Here is an 18,408-nt window from a genome sequence, read left to right as displayed (position 1 = left end):
TTATTCTTGTCTTATGCCTGTTTTTTCAATAAGAGCCGTTAATTCAGCAATTTTTGCTTCTAAAACTCTTATTCTTTTATCAACTTCAGGCAACTTTTTAAAAATAACGGTAGAGCGCATCCACTCCTTTAGGGGTTGTGCCGGACTACCGTGCCATTGTTTATTTTCTTCTGTATTAAAATTAATTCCTGCTTGCGCACCAATCTGAGTTCCTTTAGCCAGCACTAAATGTCCCGCAATCCCTACTTGTCCACCTACAACAGAATTCTCTCCCAATTTAGTACTCCCAGAAATACCCGTTTGTGCCGCTACTACAGCATGGGCACCAACGTCTACATTGTGTGCAATCTGAATAAGGTTATCTAATTTCGCTCCTTTTCTGATAAAAGTAGAGCCCATTGTTGCTCTATCGATGGTCGTATTTGCCCCAATTTCTACATCATCTTCTATAACAACATTTCCAATTTGGGCAATTTTGTTATAGGTGCCATCGGCTTGAGGAGCGAAGCCGAACCCATCACTACCGATCACTGTATTTGAATGAATGGTAACTCTATTGCCAATTACAGAGCGGTTATAAACTTTAACGCCGGCATAAATTGTGGTACCCTCACCTATTTTCGTATCGGAGCCTAGGTAAATTTGCGTATAAATTCTACAGTTATCGCCAATTACCACGTTTTCTTCAATGGAACAAAATGCGCCAATAAAAACATTTTTTCCAATTTTTGCTGTTGGATGAATATAGCATGGCTGCGTTATTCCAGCTTCAGTTCTATCTTGATTTAGCGCTTCATTATATTTCTCCAAAAGCAGCGAAAAAGCGCTATAAGGATCCTTAACCTTAATTAAGGTACATGTAATAGGTTGTGAAGGCGTAAAGTCATTGGATACAATAACTACCGAAGCCTTTGTTGTATATAAATAACTTTCGTACTTTGGGTTTGATAAAAAACAGAGCGCTCCTTCGCTTCCGTTCTCTATTTTGGCTAGCTCTCCAACCATCGCGGCCGAATCACCAACCACAGTCCCGTTTAAAAAAAGGCTTATCTGCTCGGCAGTAAATTGCATTTTACAAAGTTAACTGTTAAATTGATATGAACAAATAAACAACTGTGTATAATCATAGTATTAAATTGCAATATAAACGATAATGGCTCGCTTATATGTTAATTTTTGTTAATGGTTAAATATCCCTTGTATAACAGAGTATATGTTTACTCACCGTTTTATCCAGAGATGCTAAGTTAGATAAATCTGAGGCTTTTGTTATATCTATTAACGCCCCATTCTTCATTAAAATATTGATATTGCTATTTCCTGCATTGTATGCCCTATTTTTTATCGTATCAGTAAACACGAAATACGAGATATCATCATCACTTAAGTTTAAAGCAATAGCGGTGTTTTCGCTTAATAACGCCACTCTTTCTCTAGCAGGCGGGTCATTTGTAATCTCAACTTTATACAAGCTTCTCGAATTTAACATTTTACATAGCCTAGACAAAATAACATCCGGATGGTTTTCCCAGACCTTTACCGCAGCATAAATATCCTGATCATCTAATTTAGAAAATTGCAAAAGATGATCCTCATTATTAAAGAAATTATGTGAAGTAACATCTTGAACTAAAAAATGTTGGAGTGCAGGTGTGGCAAATAAGACAGATCCACTGGATGCCAGCTCTTTTGCTCTTTCTAAAATTTTAACCAGTAATTGTTCTCCTGCAATTACTGTTTTATGCAAATACACTTGCCAATACATTAACCTCCTTGCAATTAAAAACTTTTCTATAGAGTATATGCCTTTTTCTTCAATAACTAATTGATCATCAACCACGTTAAACATTTTTATGATTCGATCAAAACTTATTACCCCCTCACTTACGCCTGTAAAAAAACTGTCCCTATTTAAATAATCCATCCGATCCAGATCAAGCTGGCCTGATATTAACTGGCAAAAAAAGTGACGGCGATACCTTCCTCTGAAGATTTCGATTGCAAAATCTAGTTGACCTGCAAATTCTTCATTCAACTTATCCATCATTAAAATAGAAATATCTTCATGTAGAATGCCATTTACCAGCGTGTGTTCCAGTGCATGAGAAAAAGGACCGTGTCCTATATCATGTAGTAAAATTGCTATAGTTGTCGCTTCCTCTTCCTCAAAAGAAATCTCATGCCCTTTGCCTCTTAACACTTCAAGCGCCAGGCTCATTAAGTGCATGGCCCCAAGCGCGTGATGAAAACGGGTATGTAATGCTCCGGGATAAACCAAATGCGTCATTCCCAGCTGCTTGATATACCTCAATCTTTGAAAATACGGATGCGAGATTAAATCGTATACTAGCGCTGAAGGAATGGTAATGAACCCATAAACTGGGTCATTTATGATTTTCTTTTTATTCAATTCTTAAAAATAAATTATACGGTACAAAAATTGCTATTTTTATTGATAGTAAAAAAGACTAGCGCTGTTTAAACCTTTAAATTACATAAAAAGTATATATAATGCAGGAAACCAAAATTTTATGGGCCGATGATGAAATCAATCTATTAAAACCACATATTTTACTCCTTAATGAAAAAGGCTATGAAGTAACCACGTTTACCAATGGGAATGATGCATTGGCTGCGTTTGAGCAAGAACATTTCGACCTTGTTTTTTTAGATGAAAATATGCCGGGGATGAGTGGACTGGAAACTTTATCAGCAATCAAGAACATTCGTTCTGATGTTCCTGTTGTTTTGATTACCAAAAGTGAAGAGGAAAATTTAATGGAGGATGCGATTGGTTCTAAAATTGACGATTATTTAATTAAGCCCGTCAACCCGAAACAAGTGCTGTTAACTATTAAGAAAATCATAGATAATAAGCGTTTAGTTAGTGAACGGACTTCCTCTGCTTATCAGCAAGATTTTAGGCGTTTGGGTATGACATTAAACGATAAACTAAATTATGAAGAATGGGTAGATGTTTATAAGAAACTGGTTTTTTGGGAGCTGGAGCTTGAAAAGTTAGATGACCCCCAGATGCACGAAATTTTAACCATGCAAAAATCTGAGGCTAATGTACAGTTCAGTAAGTTTATTGAGGATCACTACCTCGATTGGATTCCCAATAGGGATAAAGCTCCCTTGTTATCAAATGAGTTGTTGAAGAAAAAAGTTTTTCCTTTAATTAACAGCAATACGCCGGTGTTTTTTATTTTAATCGACAATTTACGATATGACCAGTGGAAGATCATCAACCCGCTGATTACAGAATATTTCAGACTTGATGAAGAAGACACCTATTCGAGTATCTTACCAACCGCAACGCAGTACGCTCGGAATGCGATATTTTCTGGTTTGATGCCATTAGAGATGGAAAAACGTTTTCCTTCATTATGGCAGAACGACGATGATGAGGGCGGGAAAAATCTTCATGAAGAAACTTTCTTGGGTGAGCAGATTAAACGTAGCTTACGAAAAGATTGTAAGTTTAGCTACCATAAAATATTAACGTTCGACCAGGGAAAAGACCTTACTGAAAAAGTAAATAACCTAATGGATAACGAGTTTAATGCAATTGTTTACAATTTTGTAGATATGCTTTCTCATGCCCGAACCGATATGCAAATGATTCGTGAGTTAGCAAATGATGATGCTGCCTATCGTTCATTAACCCTATCTTGGTTCGAACATTCTCCACTGTTGGATCTTTTGAAGAAAATATCTCAAAAAAGAGTTAAGGTTGTTATTACTACTGATCATGGAACCATCCGTGTAAAACATCCGAGTAAGGTAATAGGCGACAGGAACACCAATACCAACTTACGTTATAAGCAAGGCAGAAATTTAAACTATAACGCCAAAGAAGTTTTCTTAATAAAAAACCCCCATGAAGTTCAATTGCCTAAGATAAATATTAGCTCAAACTATATTTTTGCAAAGGAAGACCGTTATTTCGTTTACCAGAACAATTACAATCAGTTTGTAAATTACTATAACGAAACTTTCCAACATGGAGGCATTTCAATGGAAGAAATGATTATCCCAATTGCAACATATAGTTCGAAGTAGGTTATATTTGTGTTAATGGAATCAATTACAATCAATAACACGGAAGCATTACCAAGTGTTGCCCGTGCATTACTTCTATTTGCAGCGGATGAGAAATTCTTTGTTTTTGAAGGTGAAATGGCTGCCGGCAAAACAACTTTAATAAAGTCGTTTTGCAGCGCATTAGGTGTTACCGAAGTTGTGAGCAGTCCTACCTTCTCCATTGTAAATGAATATGAAAGTGCAAAAGGACCGATGTACCATTTCGATTTCTATCGTCTAAAAAATTTACAAGAAGCGTATGATATTGGTTATGAAGAGTATTTTTATAGTGGAAATTATTGCTTGGTAGAGTGGCCCACAAAGGTGGAGGAGCTATTACCAGAGCAATATATTAAAGTGGAGATTGGAATAATTGGGGAGACAGAGAGATCATTTAGCTTTAAAAAAGTATTAAATAGTTAGTATGTAGTCCCCTGATTTGATTTATATACCAACTACGCCTTTGCAAATCCATTAGATTTTCTGTAACTTCAAACCACTAAACTATCCCATTTTATGGCTACAGGATTACGCGAAGGCATGGCCGCTATTGCTCAAAGAGGATTATTGCAGGCCCAAGAAGAAATGCTCGAAACGAATAAAAAAAGTAACAGTCTATATATTGGGATTCCTAAAGAAATTTCTTTTCAAGAATGTAGAATTGCACTAACACCCCTTTCTGTTGCGTTATTGGTGAACAATGGCCATAAGGTAGTAATAGAGTCCGGCGCTGGGGTAGGCGCCAATTTTTCTGATAAAGATTATAGTGAGCAAGGGGCTCAAATCATTTTCAATAAGAAAGAAGTTTGGAATGCCGATATCATAGTTAAAATTGCTCCGCCTACCCTTGAAGAAATTGGATTGATGCACAAGGGGCAAACATTGTTTTCAGCTCTTCAAATCGGCACCATAAAAGATGTTTACTTAAAAGCCCTGCTTCATAAAAAAATCAATGCCATTTGTTTCGAAAATCTCCGCGACGAGGGGAATGTATTAAGCGTGGTTCGGGCAATGGGTGAAATTGTTGGCGCGACATCTATTTTTATTGCCGCCGAATATTTGAGCAGTGCTTTTGGTGGTAAGGGGTTAATGCTGGGGGGGTTTACGGGCGTTCCGCCTACCGAAATTGTAATTTTAGGGGCCGGCACCGTGGGTGAATATGCCGCCAGAACCGCCCTATCGTTAGGCGCAGAAGTAAAGGTGTTCGATAGTTCGATATTTAGATTGCGTCGTTTACAGAATAACCTCGGTAGTAGGGTTTTTACTTCTGTTATGCAGCCCATTGTACTCGCTAAAGCCATAACTACCTGCGACGTGGTAATTGGCGCAATAAGATCAGAACATGGACGAAGCCCTTGCTTGGTAATGGAAGAAACCGTTTCTAGGATGAAGCCACATGCTGTGGTTGTTGATGTAAGCATTGACCAGGGAGGATGTTTTGAAACATCAGAGGTAACCAATCATAAAGACCCTGTATTTGTTAAGCATGACGTTATCCATTATTGTGTGCCAAATATTGCCTCTCGCGTACCACGCACAGCTTCTTACGCGCTCACAAACATATTTGCACCGATACTGGTTGATATTGGCGATATGGGCGGCCTAATGAATATGATTTGGAAAAGGCCGGGCATTAGAGATGCTCTGTATACCTATCAAGGAAATCTGACCAATAAAGATTTGGCCAATATGTTTAACTTACCTTATAAGGATTTAGAGCTGTTAGTTGTCTCAAATCAGTAACTTATTATGAAAAATTTAATTGTTCTTTTCTTAACCGCATTTTGCTTAACCGCTTGCTCTCAAAACAACACTCAAAATCCTTTTGGCTTAACCATTATCAATAATAAGGTAGCTTATAAAAAGAGTATTGAGGCTAAGCCTGAGAACGAGTTGATAGAAATTAAAGAAGCAATTCCTACTATTACTTTAGATATCCGCTATGCGACTAAGAACAATTTTATGAAGCAGGTTATGTATAAACAGCCCAGGGCTTTTGCAAGGAAACCGGTGGTAGAGCAATTGAAAATAATTCAGGCCGAACTGGCAAAAAAGGGGTATGGTCTTAAAATTTTTGATGCTTACAGACCTTATGCAGTAACCGTTGCCTTTTACGAAAAAGCGAGCGATAAAAATTTTGTAGCTAATCCCGCTAAAGGCTCAAAACATAACCGTGGTTGCGCAGTAGATTTAACCATCATAGACCTCAAGACCGGTAAAGATGTTCCCATGCCAACTCCCTACGACAGTTTTGCTCCGGAGGCAGCTCCTCATTTCAACGATTTACCACCCGCCATCATTAAGAACCGTGATTTCTTAATTTCAACGATGCAATCTCATGGCTTCAAAGTTATTTATAATGAATGGTGGCATTTTGATTTCAACGGCTGGCAAAACTATGATTTAATGGATATTCCGTTTCAACAGCTTTAAGATTGCTTTGCTTCGTGCCTCGAAACTCCTCGCAATGATGAGAGTCCCTTATAGAAAAATTGCAAGTAAGTTAACGCAAGTAACGTAATCGCAGTACAAATAAAAAATATATACGGAATTACACTAGTGTCTTCTAAGAAAATAGCTCCTGCAATCAGCGCCCCAAAACCTATACCAACTTCTAAAAAAATATACATGGTAGCAACGGCTTTTCCGCGGTGTTTTGGCCTGCTAAGATCTATTGTCCATGCCGTTACCGAGGGCGATAACATGCCGGTTGCAACTCCATAAATTGCGGATGCCACCATTAAGGTAAATGATGAATTAGCCAAGGCAATGCCGAGCAAGGCAAGCATCAGCAGTCCTAATGAAATTTTGATCACCATTACTCTTCCGTATTGATCTGAAACCTTGCCCGCAATAAATCGGATAAGCAGGGATGAGACTGTGAAAACCATGAAAAAAAGGCCCTTATTGCCCGTTCCTAAATGCTTGCTCCAATCGGAAATAACCGTCAAAATTGCTCCATAACTAATGTAACTCAATAAAACGATTAAGGCAGCGGGGATCACTCGCCATTCCACGATCTCTTTGCTGTTGATCTTTAAATGGTCCAATTTAAACCGCTGCTTATTGGGTAATGTTTCTTTCATGTTCGCTAGAATCACGATTGATAATAATGCGAAGAGTGAAGAACAATAAAATAAATAGTTGATAGAAAGATGGGCGGTAATTTCACTTCCAATGGCCGGTCCTATCGCTAATCCAGTGCTGAAGCAAACTCCATGTACACCCATTGCTTCTCCCCATTTGCCCGGAGGCACCAAATCGGCAACATAGGCTGATGTAGCGGTTGGTTTAAATCCAGTTGAAAAACCGTGTACTAATCTTAGGAATAAAAAGCCGGCAACACTTGTTAATACAGGATATAAAAATCCACATACAAAACAAACTATTGACCCTACAGCCATAACCGGAACCCTCCCGATCGTATCGGTCAACTTCCCGCTAAATGGTCTAGAAATCCCAGCAGTTAATGTAAATAAAGCAATGATTAAGCCTTTATAGCTTGCGCCTCCCATAGCCGACAAATACGCAGGCAATTCGGGAATTAACATGTTAAAGCTAGCTGAAAAAAGAAATGAGCTTAAACAGACAAGTCCAAATTGGAGGGTATAAATAGACTTGGGGTCTTCTTGCATCCGATAAATAGTTATTCCTTAGTATGATGCTCTGCTCCATAACGATCAACTTTGACTTCTCTTTTATCTCCTTTTATGGTAAGCTCAAAGATATAATCATAATCATCCTCTGTTAATTCTTTCACGGGCTTTTGAGCACCAAATGCGACTAAAATTTCCTGTACGGTATTGGAATGGCCGATGATCAGCATTCTCTTTCCTTCGGCATTTTTTATTAAATTTTTTGCTAATTCGCTATGCGTAGCCGGATCATATGTTTGAATGGTTAATCCTGTTTTATCTGCCGTTGGATATCCAGTTAATCTAGTTCTTTTATAGTTGGTAGAAAAGATCGAATCTATCTTTTCTCCTTTTAAATATTTTGCCAAAGCCTCAGCCCTTTCCTTTCCTAGAGGGGATAAATCTGGATCTTTATCTTTAGGATTGGAAACGTCTTTTTCTGCGTGTCTAACTACCCAAATTTTAATGGTTTTCTGGGCATATATGTTTTGCTGTCCTACAAAAAGGAATAGTAAAAGGATAATCAGATTCTTCATAGTCTGTATTTATTTTGCTAAAGCTAAAATTAATTCTTCAATATCTGCCAAAGTATGCCAACTGCTCAGCACAATCCTGTTTATTAATGTACCGTCTTTATCCGGGTAGGCAAAGGACGACATTAAAATTCCCTTTTGGAAGAGCCTTTCTTCAATAGCAGCAGTATTCGACAAAAATACGGGAAAATTTGACGTAAAACTCCATGAATTTTCCCTTTTCAATGCGCTACTTAAGCGGTTAGTTAAAATTTTTAGTTGATTTAGCTCTTGCTCGTAAATAATTGTTGCATTCATAAAAGCATATAACCCGGCTGCAGCGGGGGGCGATGCACCTAAAAATTCATTCGTTTGCTTAAGCAGAGAGATGATATCCCCTGATCCTAAAACCAATCCTGCGTCTACGCCCAGTGCTTTGGCCAAGGAAGCGATTACAACTGTCTCCACGTTTTTCAATTTTGGCAGGGTCGCGTATACTCCCTTACCGTTATTAATTACGCCAATTCCATGGGAATCGTCCACAATTAAAATGATTTTCTTTTGTTGATCAATTCTTTCAATAAATGAAAAATCATACTGTTCTGGATATAAATTATTTAACGAGTTACTGATGATAACCCAAGTATTCAACTTACTTTGGTTAATTTCTATGATCAGATTGGTCGCCCAGACATCAAAACTTCCCACTGTTTGTGGTGGTTGGTGTAACCACAATGCCGGGTGTGTAGCGGGCGCATAGCGAACTTCGCCTAAAGCCGATAAACATTTAACGCTGAGTTGGGCACTTAAATATCCGCTTGAGGTTATTAGACTAGCATTAGCCCCAAAGTAGGCTGCCGCAAATTCCTCCGCTTGATGATAAATCCCAAGCTGAACATTGTTATTTCTACTGGTGCCATTATTTAAGCCAAACCGTTTGATCCCTTCTATATACAGTTCCTGGAATTGCTGGTGTTGTGGAATTCCCAAATAGGCTGTACCTCCAAAATATAAGTAGCTTTCGTTTGCCATCTCAATTTGCCGATACAGCGGGTTTAAAAGCTGTTTAAATGCCTCGTTCATTGTGGCTAACGTTAAAAGTTTTCATGAATGTAAGTCATAATTCTTACCATTTCCTTTCTTACCTCTGCTGTAGGCAAAACAAAATTATTGTTCATAAAAGAAAACAACAGCACCCTTCCTTTTTTTGTGACCACATAGCCGCTTTGATTGTGGTTATTGGACAGGCTCCCGGTTTTTCCAAAAACAAAAGGATTATCCGTTTTTGGGTAGGCGTTTCTCAGTGTACCCGATTTTCCACCTGCGGGCAATAGATCAAATAATCGCTTCTCATCCTTCACCTCGTTATAAATTAACTCTAACAAAGCAATCATATCCCTTGGAGTAAATAAATTTCCTCTAGAAAGTCCTGAGCCATCTACCCACCTAATTTTATCTGGCAGGGTTGATAAATATTGCTTTTCGATGTAGCTTATTACTTTGCTTGTGTTCAGCTCTAGCCCCATTCTATCGGCATAAGTAAGTAAAAGATGCTCGGCAATAAAATTATCACTTGGTAAAAGCATTTCTCTGAATACCGAGTCGCTTTTTAAATTGAAAATCGTTTTGGCGTCGATCGGCATTTTTATGTCCGACACGCCTACAAACTTATTTAACGTGTCCATTAAAAGGTTTACCGTATTGGCGGTTGATACCTTATAGGGAATTTGCTGGTTAATTTTTTCAGGAATAGGAACACTGGGTATTTTGAATAAATTGGTATTAAAATCTCTGATTACTTTAAATGCTTTGCTATTTAAGGTGCTGTCTTTTACGAAGCAACTTGCAAAACTTTGCGGAAGGATCTGCATTTCTCCAGGCTTGGTAGCACTCACAAGTACCACATTATCCATTAATGGTAACTCATTAATTTCGGGCTGGTAGTAATCGTTATAATCATCCCATTGCCATCCGTTGCCATAAAAATCTCCGGTATATCTGCCGGGAGAGAAGAAAAGCTTTTTATTACTATTCTTTAAAAAATCAAATGCTTTTGTGCCTTTTAATTTGGTTTGCAGGAAAGATGGGTCGCCCGTTCCCCAAAAAATAAGCGAATCCCCCCTTTCTATATAGCGCAATGACGGAATTGAATCAGGCGCCATTTTAAGTCCAGCATAAAAGGTAAACAACTTGGTGTTTGATGCAGGTGTATAATAGGTACTGGCATCTTTTTCAAAAATCATTTGCTTTGCCGACATATCGTACAATGCAAATCCGGCATGATACTTATTAATTATAGTTGAATTTTTAAATTCTTTGCTTACTTTTCTAGAAATAATTTTATTTGAGGAGCAGGCTGTGAAACAAATCGCTAAAATGAAGGTCAGACAAATAAGTTGTTTATAAACAACTGAAGTTGGATTTTGCATTTATTAACCAGTTAAAGGTAAATTATGACTCCTAATTTATTAATTTAGTTTTATGAAGCTTACTTGTAGCGCAATAAAATTACCGTTTATTGTTCTTTTTGTGATAACTTTTGCATTTCAAACTGGTTTTGTAGGCTTTTGTTATGGGCAAAACTTCCAGTTTGATTACAAAATCAAAAGAGATGCCCTTAGTTTTAAACTGGTTAAAAATCTGATCATAATTCCAATATATATCAACGATAAAGGGCCATTTAATTTTATTTTAGATACTGGGGTCGACCCATTAATTATTACTGATTCTACGATTGTCGATAAAAATCAACTGACCAATTTAAGAAAGGTCAAAATTAATGGCACAGGAGAAGGTGATGAATTAACCGCCTATATTTCCAATAACATCAATGCCAGAGTGGGTGCCGCCTCTATGAAGCACGTCCCAACAGTGATATTAAAGGAAGATGTTTTTAATCTTTCTATTTATTTAGGGTTGAAAATCCATGGTTTGATTGGTTATCACTTTTTTAACAGTTTCATTGTAAAAATAAATTACACCCAGGCCAAAGTTTCTTTTAGCTTGCCTCAAACCAGAAAAAAAATTAAATGGAACAAGCTCGATCTGGAGTTCCTTGAAAATAAGCCTTATATCAATGTTCCTGTTAAAGTGCCGGATTTAGGGGAGATTAATGCAAAGTTAATTATTGATTGTGGTGCTAGTCATGCTCTATCATTGGAATCTTACAAAGAAGGGGTGTTCCCCTTACCAGTCCCCAGTTTTCAGGCTAACCTAGGAGTGGGCTTAGGAGGGAAGATTAATGGAAATATAGGAAGGGTTACTTCCATTAAGCTGGGGGAATATGAGCTTAAGAATGTCCTAACCAGTTTTCCCAATTATAGCGATGTTGCTGCAAAGGCCCGGCAAAAGCAGCGAACGGGTAATCTAGGGTCAGATATTCTTAAAAAATTTACCGTGATTTTTGATTATCAGGGTGGCGCCATGTATTTCAAAAAAAATAGTTCCTTTGCGAAACCCTTCGAGCATGATATGTCGGGCGTCGAAATCTATGTTGATGACCGCCAATTTAACAGGGTCTATGTGAGTAGGATTGAAGCGGCATCGCCAGCAGAGAAAGCCGGCATTTTAGCGGACGATGAAATTCTTTCAATTAATTTTAAAAAAATCACCGACTATTCAATTGACGACGTAGTTAATCTTTTAAAATCTGAACATGGTAAAACGATTCTTATTGAATTCAGCAGAAACGACAAGGTTTACATCAAGATTCTTGCGCTAAAAAGAAGACTTTAAAAGCTGCGACCAATATACGGCATGTAATATTTTGAATACATGAGTCTTTTCACTTAGCTCCTTTTTAATTTTATACCCCTATAACCAAACACAAATACAAAGAACATGACTAAAAATCAAAAATTACTGGCTACGGCTGGGGTGATTTTATTTTGCGCTTTGGGCAACGCTACTTTTGCTCAAAAAAAGAAAAAAGGCACTCCTCCCGCGGCAACCCCTGCGGCGGCAACTCCTCCTGCTCCAAAGAAGGAAGGAATTAAAGCTTATGCTGATGTTATTACGGCAAAAGCTAAAAGCAAAACTGGATTATTTAAAACCCATAAAGTTGATGATAAATGGTTTTTTGAAATTCCAGATTCTATTTTAAGTAGAGAAATGCTGGTAGTTACCAGATTAGCCAAAGTGCCATCAGGGGTAAAAGTTGGAAATCAACAATATGGTGGCGAGCAACTTAACGAACAAGTATGGCAATGGGAACGCCGAGGTAAGCAGGTCTTTATCCGCGTACCGAGTTATGCCGTAAGGGCTGATAAAAATTCAGATATGTACGAGTCGGTTAAAAACTCTAACTTATCTAGCATTTTAGCTTCTTTCGACATAAAAGCCTATAACAAAGATACCACTGGTGTAGTGATTGATGTGACTGATTTTTACAATGGAGATATTATGGCTATTGGTGCAACCGATGCGTTGAGAAAAGCTTATAAAACCACTGTTTATGATGCGTCTAGATCGTATCTAGACACCATTAAAACCTTTCCGATTAATATTGAAGTGGTCACTGCAAAAACATACAAATCTGTTGAATCGCCAATCGATAACAGTATAGGCGCTATTACATTTGAATTTAACACCTCGATGTTACTGCTTCCAAAAAACCCTGTTAAGGCGCGTTTAATGGACGCAAGAGTTGGTTATTTTGGTCAGGGACAAACGGATTATGGTACCGATGCACAAAAAGCAGAGCGTACAGCCTATATCCATCGTTGGAATTTGGTTCCTAAAGATACCGCAGCTTATTTGCGTGGTGAATTAGTAGAGCCTGTTAAGCCAATTGTGATTTATATTGATCCGGCCACTCCAAAAAAATGGGTTCCATATCTTATTAAAGGAATAAACGACTGGCAAGCTGGTTTTGAGGCTGCTGGATTTAAGAATGCAATTATCGGTAAAGAGGCTCCAACACCTCAACAGGACCCTGAATTTAGTGTAGATGATTCTCGCTATTCGGTGATTCGTTATTTTGCATCAGATATTGCCAATGCTTATGGTCCGCATGTTTCGGATCCTCGTACCGGACAAATCTTGGAAACACATATTGGCTGGTACCATAATGTGATGAACTTATTGAGGAATTGGTTTTTTGTACAAACCGCAGCTATCAATCCTGAAGCGCGTAAAGCAAAATTCTCCGATCATCAAATGGGTGAACTAATTCGCTTTGTTTCCTCACATGAAATTGGCCATACCTTAGGTTTACCGCACAACTTTGGATCAAGCTATGCTTATCCGGTTGATTCATTGCGTTCAAAAACTTTTACCGATAAAAACGCAACCGCACCGTCTATTATGGATTATGCGCGCTTTAATTATGTAGCACAGCCTGGAGACGGTGTTGTTAGAATGTTCCCTGGCATTGGTGCTTATGATAAATGGGCTATTAAGTGGGGCTATTCATGGTTCCCTGGCGGATTAACTCCGCAACAAGAAAAGGCTAAACTAGATGTTTGGACTACTGAAAGAGCGGGAAATCCACTGTATTTCTATGGTCGCCAAGGCAACCCTTATGATCCAAGGGATCAGAGTGAAGACCTGGGTGATAATGCGATGAAAGCAAGTACTTATGGTATTGCCAACTTAAAACGCATTTTACCGAATGTTGAAAAATGGACCTTTGAAAAAGGTAAAGATTTCGGAAACCTAAGTGAGATATATAGTGAGATTATTGGTCAGTTTAACAGATACATGGGTCATGTAGCCTTTAACATTGGAGGTTTAAGCGAAAACTATAAAACTTATGACCAAGAAGGTGCGGTTTACAACTACGTATCGAAAGCTAAGCAAAAAGAGGCCGTTGCTTTCTTTAACAAACAATTATTTACCACGCCATTATGGTTAATTAACAATGAGCAATTAAATAAGTTCGACAACGGCACGATGATGAATAAAATTAAAGCAGTACAAACAGGTACGGTTAATAACATTATCAGTTCATCTAGATTGTTGAGAATGCTTGACAATGAAGTAAAGAATGGCACTGCTGCTGCGTACACCCTGCCAGAGCTGTTTAGCGACTTAAGAGGAACTATCTTTGCTGCTGGAAGACCAGATGCGTTTAAACGCAATTTACAAAGAGGCTTTGTAGATAGGTTAGGTAGCCTAATGGTAGATGCTCCCGCTCCTCAATTGCCGCCAGGCTTTTCATTTACTCCTGTAAATATTTCTTTAACAGATATTAGACCATTGGTAAGAGTAGAATTAAAAAACTTGTTAGCAACTGTTAAGGCACGCGGTGTTGCTGGAGATACGATCACTAAAGCGCATTACGAAGATTTAGCGATCAGAATAAATGACATTCTGAACCCTAAAAAATAATTTAATATGCCCCGATGTTATATCGGGGCTTTTTTATGTCATAATATGAAGAAAGCATCTTTATTAGCTATATTTTTTATTGCCCTAAGCAATCTTGTCTCTGCGCAAAATAACGACTCATTGGTCATCGTTAACGCCTCGTGGAATACCAAAAGAATTGCAGCGAAAACAACCTTAAACACTTATCATTTCGATCAAAAAAATCTTTTTTCATCCAACCAATACATTTCGTATATCGAAATTAAAAGAAAGGGAAATGCTCCTGTTTTTGCATTTGGCAACGAGGTAAAGGTTAAGAAAACTACTTCCACTTTTGGAAAAGAATTAGGCGCCATTGCGGCAATAAACGGCACATTTTTCGATGTAGCAAACGGAGGGTCTGTTGATTTTATTAAAATGAACGGCACCGTTATCAAGCCAAATGTACTGGATAAAAACGGAAATAGAACGAGGCATCAACAAACGGCAATTGTAATTGACAACAAAGGAAGGTTAGCTCTCAAAAAGTGGGATAAAACTCCTAATTGGGAAAACAATTTAACAGAAAAAGACATTATGGTAAGTGGTCCCTTGCTCGTGTTTAACAAGAATGTTGAAGAGCTGGATAGTTCTTCTTTTACGAAATCTCGTCATCCCAGAACTGCGATAGGAATTAAAGCAAATGGCAAAGTAATTTTATTAACTGTTGATGGCAGGCAAGAAAATTCGGCCGGAGTGAGCCTTTACGAGCTGACCAACGTCATGCGCTGGCTTGGTTGTGTGAGCGCTATTAACTTAGACGGCGGTGGCTCTACAACTTTGTGGGTAAGAGAGGGTGTCGTGAATCATCCATCCGACAATAAAACGTGGGATCATGAAGGCGAAAGAAAAGTCGCCAATGTAGTAATCCTGAAGAAGAAATAACGTTAAGAGATTTTACATATCTAATCATGAAGTTTAACATCCTTATTTGTTTATTTCCTTTATTATGCCTGTTTTCATGCAGTTCAAACTCGGAAAAAGATAGTGCCAAACAGCAAAAAAAAGCTCCTGCCGATTTAACCTTTAAAGATGTAGATGGCATTCGTTTTTATGAAGTCAAACGCAGGTTTAGAAACAATTTATCCTTTAACAAAGATGGATTTCAGCAAGAGCCCTCTTGGGAGATCGAGGTTAAAGGTCCCGATAGCATCATGGTATATAGTCCGACAAAGCGGGGAATGGAAACCGTTTATCTACAGTTTGACCATGGAAAGGTTTACAACTTTATGCGGGAGTTTTTTCGTGTAAAGATCATTACCAAAGATAGCTTAATTTTACAGCGATTGCATGTAGATGGCAAAACTATCGCTAGCGACGACGATTATCGCTCGGAAGTGTACTCTACCTATTATTCAAAGGATTATATCGAAAATAAACTCCACACTACGCCGAGCGAGTTACAAAAACCCTCCCGTGCGGATAGTTTATTTATTGCCGATCTTGCCAAGAAAACTTTAAAAGATCCTGGAAATCCAAAGATTGCATTTGCTGCAAGGCAGCCAGCTGTTTTCCTGCCGAATAGCAAAAATGTAACTGCGGAGAAAATAAGCACAATTGATGCGCTTAACAAGCGCAATACATCGGTAGATTATCTATATCCGTTGTATCGATTACATATTAACAAGTCTTACAAAAACTTCAATTTTAGCTTTTCTGTGATTGTTGATGCCTGGGGAAAGTTACATGTTAACAGGGTGGATGGTGTGATGCAGGAAGATCTCAAATACCGAAAAAAACTGCTTGATGGGATTACGGAGGTTTATTTACAAAATCTGTTTTTGATTAAGCCCGGAATCACTTTAGGGATGAAACATTCTAGTGAAGTTAACCTTCAAGTTTCAGGCAAAATGAGCCCGTAAATTGCCTGTATAATTGTATAGTTACCAAAAAATGAGTGATTTGCATTTATTAAATATTTATTGCGTACCTTGCAAACTTAATTATTAATACATAATACAATGCAAGAAGGAACAGTAAAATTTTTTAATGTAACTAAAGGTTTCGGATTTATTATCCCTGCAAACGGCGATAGCGAAATTTTTGTACATTCAACAGGCCTTATCGATGAAATTCGTGAAAACGACAAAGTTGAATACGATGTTGAAAGCGGTAAAAAAGGCTTGAATGCCGTTAATGTGAAAGTAATCTAATTATTATCATATTTTACCAAGCCCCGATCTTAAGTCGGGGCTTTTATTTTTGGAACACCCTTACATAATCCACTTTCATCGTTGCCGGAAATATCGAATCATCGATTCCGTTCTTTCCACCCCAGTTGCCACCAACGGCAACATTTAGCAATAAATGAAATTGCTGATCAAACGGCCATTCATCTACCCCTTTTTTACTATTCTTAAAGGTAAAATAAAGCTTGTCATCAATAAAGAAATCGATATGGCTTTCATACCATTCTATGGTATAAACATGGAAATCAGCATATAGATCTGGCACTTTTAATGCTTTGCCTACTTGTGTACCTTTATTATGATTAAAGGATAAAGTGTGTACCGTGCCATGAACCGAATCAGGCTCATAGCCTACGTGCTCCATCACATCTATTTCTCCGCTTTTTGGCCATGCGCCGTACTTCCAGTCAGTTGGTAACATCCAAATGGCTGGCCATATTCCTCTCCCCTTTGGCAGCATGGCGCGAACCTCTAAACGACCGTATTTCCAGTCAAATTTTTTCCTCGTGGCTAAGCGCGCGGAGGTGTATTTATCTGCCTTGCGCGCAGTAATATTTAATATTCCTTTTTCAACATTTGCGTTTAAGGTGTCGGCATTCGTATAGAATTGTTTCTCGTTGTTTCCCCATCCAGTTCCACCCACATCATACGTCCAATTGTTTGAATCGGGAAGTCCTTTTCCATTAAACTCATCTGCCCATGTCAACTTCCATCCTTTTGCTGTTGGCTGATATTTTTTCAATACTTCAAAAAGCAATTCTGGCTCGTTCGTTGTAATATAGTCAACCTCATTTGCAATGAGCCATTCCATTTCAGGTACGGTATTAACGGTCCAGGCGTTTAAGGTAAGTCCGAGTTTTTTCGCTGGCCAAATCCAATTGTTTTTTTGAAAGACCGAATAATGATAATCTAATCCAGTTAGTCCGTCTGCTTTAACCTTTTCGGGCGCAAAATCCCCATTTAGATATTGAACTTTTGCTTGGGGATCGTTGTCCACTAAATATTGACATATATCATAGCCGAAGCTGATGTACTCTACCCATTGTTCGCATTTCAATTTTCTGACTAACGCTAAACTACGCTCTGCAATATAGCGGTCTCTTTCCTTGCCCATCTTCTGTGGCTTGATCTCGAAAATTAATTTTGTCCCCTTTTGGTTTAATCCAGCTTTAAGATATTCTTCTGCGGTTGGGATGGATTCCCCGTTAGGCAATTTTTTAGTTAACAGTTGCGCATAGGTCGACTTAGGAATTGACATTCCTAAAAAATTAGGGTCGTGATTAACTACCAGTACGCTATCTAGCGTTAGATGAACATCAAACTCGGAACCATGGCACTTTAGTCTAATCGCCTCTTTTAGTGATGCAATTGAATTTTCTGGAAGGCTTTTCTTTTTCCAGGCTCCCCTATGTGCGATAACCTGATTTTTATGCCAAGAGTTAATTACTTTTTGAGCGCTTGTTGTTGTACTAACCATCACCACCGATAACATGGCTACTAAAATTGCTTTCATGTTTGTATTTGTTGTTTTTTGCTTTCGATTTATTGCGTATCCTTGTGAATTTATAAAAGTATGATTTTGTAACTAACTTTATAGCGATTTTTTATTAACTTATCTATCTTTAATAAAAAAAAGCG

The 18,408-nt window shown here is 38.1% G+C and carries 16 protein-coding genes; 9 read left to right on the top strand and 7 right to left on the bottom strand.

What is annotated here, in order from left to right; translation table 11 throughout:
* Complete coding sequence (gene lpxD, locus BM207_RS10150) at positions 1–1,071, bottom strand: UDP-3-O-(3-hydroxymyristoyl)glucosamine N-acyltransferase (protein ID WP_090993602.1); 1,071 nt, start codon at positions 1,069–1,071, stop codon at positions 1–3.
* 115 nt (positions 1,072–1,186) lie between these two features.
* A complete protein-coding gene (locus BM207_RS10145; RefSeq protein ID WP_090993600.1) occupies positions 1,187–2,410 on the bottom strand; it encodes an HD domain-containing protein in 1,224 nt (407 codons plus the stop codon).
* A gap of 101 nt (positions 2,411–2,511) precedes the next feature.
* On the opposite strand from BM207_RS10145, the gene porX reads away from it, so the two are divergent.
* The 4 genes from porX (at position 2,512) to BM207_RS10125 (ending at position 6,519) form a co-directional block, all read left to right on the top strand.
* Positions 2,512–4,065: a T9SS response regulator signal transducer PorX gene (gene porX / locus BM207_RS10140; protein WP_090993598.1), complete on the top strand. Its 1,554-nt coding sequence runs from the start codon at positions 2,512–2,514 to the stop codon at positions 4,063–4,065.
* Between the two features lie 15 nt (positions 4,066–4,080).
* Positions 4,081–4,509, top strand: a complete 429-nt coding sequence (tsaE, locus tag BM207_RS10135) for a tRNA (adenosine(37)-N6)-threonylcarbamoyltransferase complex ATPase subunit type 1 TsaE (protein WP_090993596.1) — start codon at positions 4,081–4,083, stop codon at positions 4,507–4,509.
* 93 nt (positions 4,510–4,602) lie between these two features.
* Positions 4,603–5,829, top strand: coding sequence for an alanine dehydrogenase (locus tag BM207_RS10130; protein ID WP_090993594.1), 1,227 nt, complete (start codon positions 4,603–4,605; stop codon positions 5,827–5,829).
* A 6-nt stretch (positions 5,830–5,835) separates the two neighbouring features.
* Positions 5,836–6,519, top strand: a complete 684-nt coding sequence (locus BM207_RS10125; RefSeq protein WP_090993592.1) for a M15 family metallopeptidase — start codon at positions 5,836–5,838, stop codon at positions 6,517–6,519.
* On the opposite strand, the gene BM207_RS10120 is transcribed toward BM207_RS10125, so the two are convergent.
* The 4 genes from BM207_RS10120 to BM207_RS10105 are packed head-to-tail and all read right to left on the bottom strand — an operon-like array spanning position 6,516 to position 10,662.
* Complete coding sequence (locus BM207_RS10120; protein WP_090993590.1) at positions 6,516–7,721, bottom strand: MFS transporter; 1,206 nt, start codon at positions 7,719–7,721, stop codon at positions 6,516–6,518. The genes BM207_RS10125 and BM207_RS10120 overlap by 4 nt on opposite strands.
* Positions 7,722–7,732: 11 nt before the next feature.
* A complete protein-coding gene (locus BM207_RS10115; RefSeq protein WP_090993588.1) occupies positions 7,733–8,257 on the bottom strand; it encodes a SixA phosphatase family protein in 525 nt (174 codons plus the stop codon).
* 9 nt (positions 8,258–8,266) lie between these two features.
* Positions 8,267–9,316, bottom strand: coding sequence for an aminotransferase class I/II-fold pyridoxal phosphate-dependent enzyme (locus BM207_RS10110; protein ID WP_090993586.1), 1,050 nt, complete (start codon positions 9,314–9,316; stop codon positions 8,267–8,269).
* 11 nt (positions 9,317–9,327) lie between these two features.
* Positions 9,328–10,662 (bottom strand): D-alanyl-D-alanine carboxypeptidase, encoded by a 1,335-nt coding sequence (locus BM207_RS10105; RefSeq protein ID WP_090993584.1) that lies wholly within the window; start codon positions 10,660–10,662, stop codon positions 9,328–9,330.
* Between the two features lie 52 nt (positions 10,663–10,714).
* On the opposite strand from BM207_RS10105, the gene BM207_RS10100 reads away from it, so the two are divergent.
* From BM207_RS10100 to BM207_RS10080, 5 genes are all read left to right on the top strand, one after another.
* Positions 10,715–11,968, top strand: coding sequence for an aspartyl protease family protein (locus tag BM207_RS10100; RefSeq protein ID WP_090993582.1), 1,254 nt, complete (start codon positions 10,715–10,717; stop codon positions 11,966–11,968).
* 105 nt (positions 11,969–12,073) lie between these two features.
* Positions 12,074–14,563 carry a zinc-dependent metalloprotease gene (locus BM207_RS10095; RefSeq protein ID WP_090993580.1) on the top strand — a complete coding sequence of 830 codons (2,490 nt, stop codon included), beginning with the start codon at positions 12,074–12,076 and terminating at the stop codon, positions 14,561–14,563.
* A 45-nt stretch (positions 14,564–14,608) separates the two neighbouring features.
* Complete coding sequence (locus BM207_RS10090; RefSeq protein WP_090993578.1) at positions 14,609–15,466, top strand: phosphodiester glycosidase family protein; 858 nt, start codon at positions 14,609–14,611, stop codon at positions 15,464–15,466.
* Between the two features lie 26 nt (positions 15,467–15,492).
* The gene (locus BM207_RS10085) at positions 15,493–16,443 is read left to right on the top strand and encodes a hypothetical protein (protein WP_090993576.1); all 951 of its coding nucleotides are present in this window, start codon (positions 15,493–15,495) and stop codon (positions 16,441–16,443) included.
* A gap of 99 nt (positions 16,444–16,542) precedes the next feature.
* Positions 16,543–16,734: a cold-shock protein gene (locus BM207_RS10080; RefSeq protein WP_090993574.1), complete on the top strand. Its 192-nt coding sequence runs from the start codon at positions 16,543–16,545 to the stop codon at positions 16,732–16,734.
* Positions 16,735–16,777: 43 nt separating this feature from the next.
* On the opposite strand, the gene BM207_RS10075 is transcribed toward BM207_RS10080, so the two are convergent.
* Positions 16,778–18,283, bottom strand: coding sequence for a family 16 glycosylhydrolase (locus BM207_RS10075; protein ID WP_090993573.1), 1,506 nt, complete (start codon positions 18,281–18,283; stop codon positions 16,778–16,780).
* Positions 18,284–18,408 lie beyond the last annotated feature (125 nt).

This window comes from Pedobacter insulae, from assembly GCF_900113525.1.
Classification (GTDB): Bacteria; Bacteroidota; Bacteroidia; order Sphingobacteriales; family Sphingobacteriaceae; genus Pedobacter; species Pedobacter insulae.
The sequence above is the reverse complement of the archived record's forward strand: the minus strand, read 5'-3'. Positions and strand labels throughout refer to the sequence as shown.

What these genes read in the sequence shown, in the direction of transcription:
- lpxD (WP_090993602.1), bottom strand. Translation starts at nt 1,071, where the DNA reads ATGCAATTTACTGCCGAGCAGATAAGCCTTTTTTTAAACGGGACTGTG.
- porX (WP_090993598.1), top strand. Translation starts at nt 2,512, where the DNA reads ATGCAGGAAACCAAAATTTTATGGGCCGATGATGAAATCAATCTATTA.
- tsaE (WP_090993596.1), top strand. Translation starts at nt 4,081, where the DNA reads ATGGAATCAATTACAATCAATAACACGGAAGCATTACCAAGTGTTGCC.
- BM207_RS10130 (WP_090993594.1), top strand. Translation starts at nt 4,603, where the DNA reads ATGGCTACAGGATTACGCGAAGGCATGGCCGCTATTGCTCAAAGAGGA.
- BM207_RS10125 (WP_090993592.1), top strand. Translation starts at nt 5,836, where the DNA reads ATGAAAAATTTAATTGTTCTTTTCTTAACCGCATTTTGCTTAACCGCT.
- BM207_RS10120 (WP_090993590.1), bottom strand. Translation starts at nt 7,721, where the DNA reads ATGCAAGAAGACCCCAAGTCTATTTATACCCTCCAATTTGGACTTGTC.
- BM207_RS10115 (WP_090993588.1), bottom strand. Translation starts at nt 8,257, where the DNA reads ATGAAGAATCTGATTATCCTTTTACTATTCCTTTTTGTAGGACAGCAA.
- BM207_RS10110 (WP_090993586.1), bottom strand. Translation starts at nt 9,316, where the DNA reads ATGAACGAGGCATTTAAACAGCTTTTAAACCCGCTGTATCGGCAAATT.
- BM207_RS10105 (WP_090993584.1), bottom strand. Translation starts at nt 10,662, where the DNA reads ATGCAAAATCCAACTTCAGTTGTTTATAAACAACTTATTTGTCTGACC.
- BM207_RS10100 (WP_090993582.1), top strand. Translation starts at nt 10,715, where the DNA reads ATGAAGCTTACTTGTAGCGCAATAAAATTACCGTTTATTGTTCTTTTT.
- BM207_RS10095 (WP_090993580.1), top strand. Translation starts at nt 12,074, where the DNA reads ATGACTAAAAATCAAAAATTACTGGCTACGGCTGGGGTGATTTTATTT.
- BM207_RS10090 (WP_090993578.1), top strand. Translation starts at nt 14,609, where the DNA reads ATGAAGAAAGCATCTTTATTAGCTATATTTTTTATTGCCCTAAGCAAT.
- BM207_RS10085 (WP_090993576.1), top strand. Translation starts at nt 15,493, where the DNA reads ATGAAGTTTAACATCCTTATTTGTTTATTTCCTTTATTATGCCTGTTT.
- BM207_RS10080 (WP_090993574.1), top strand. Translation starts at nt 16,543, where the DNA reads ATGCAAGAAGGAACAGTAAAATTTTTTAATGTAACTAAAGGTTTCGGA.
- BM207_RS10075 (WP_090993573.1), bottom strand. Translation starts at nt 18,283, where the DNA reads ATGAAAGCAATTTTAGTAGCCATGTTATCGGTGGTGATGGTTAGTACA.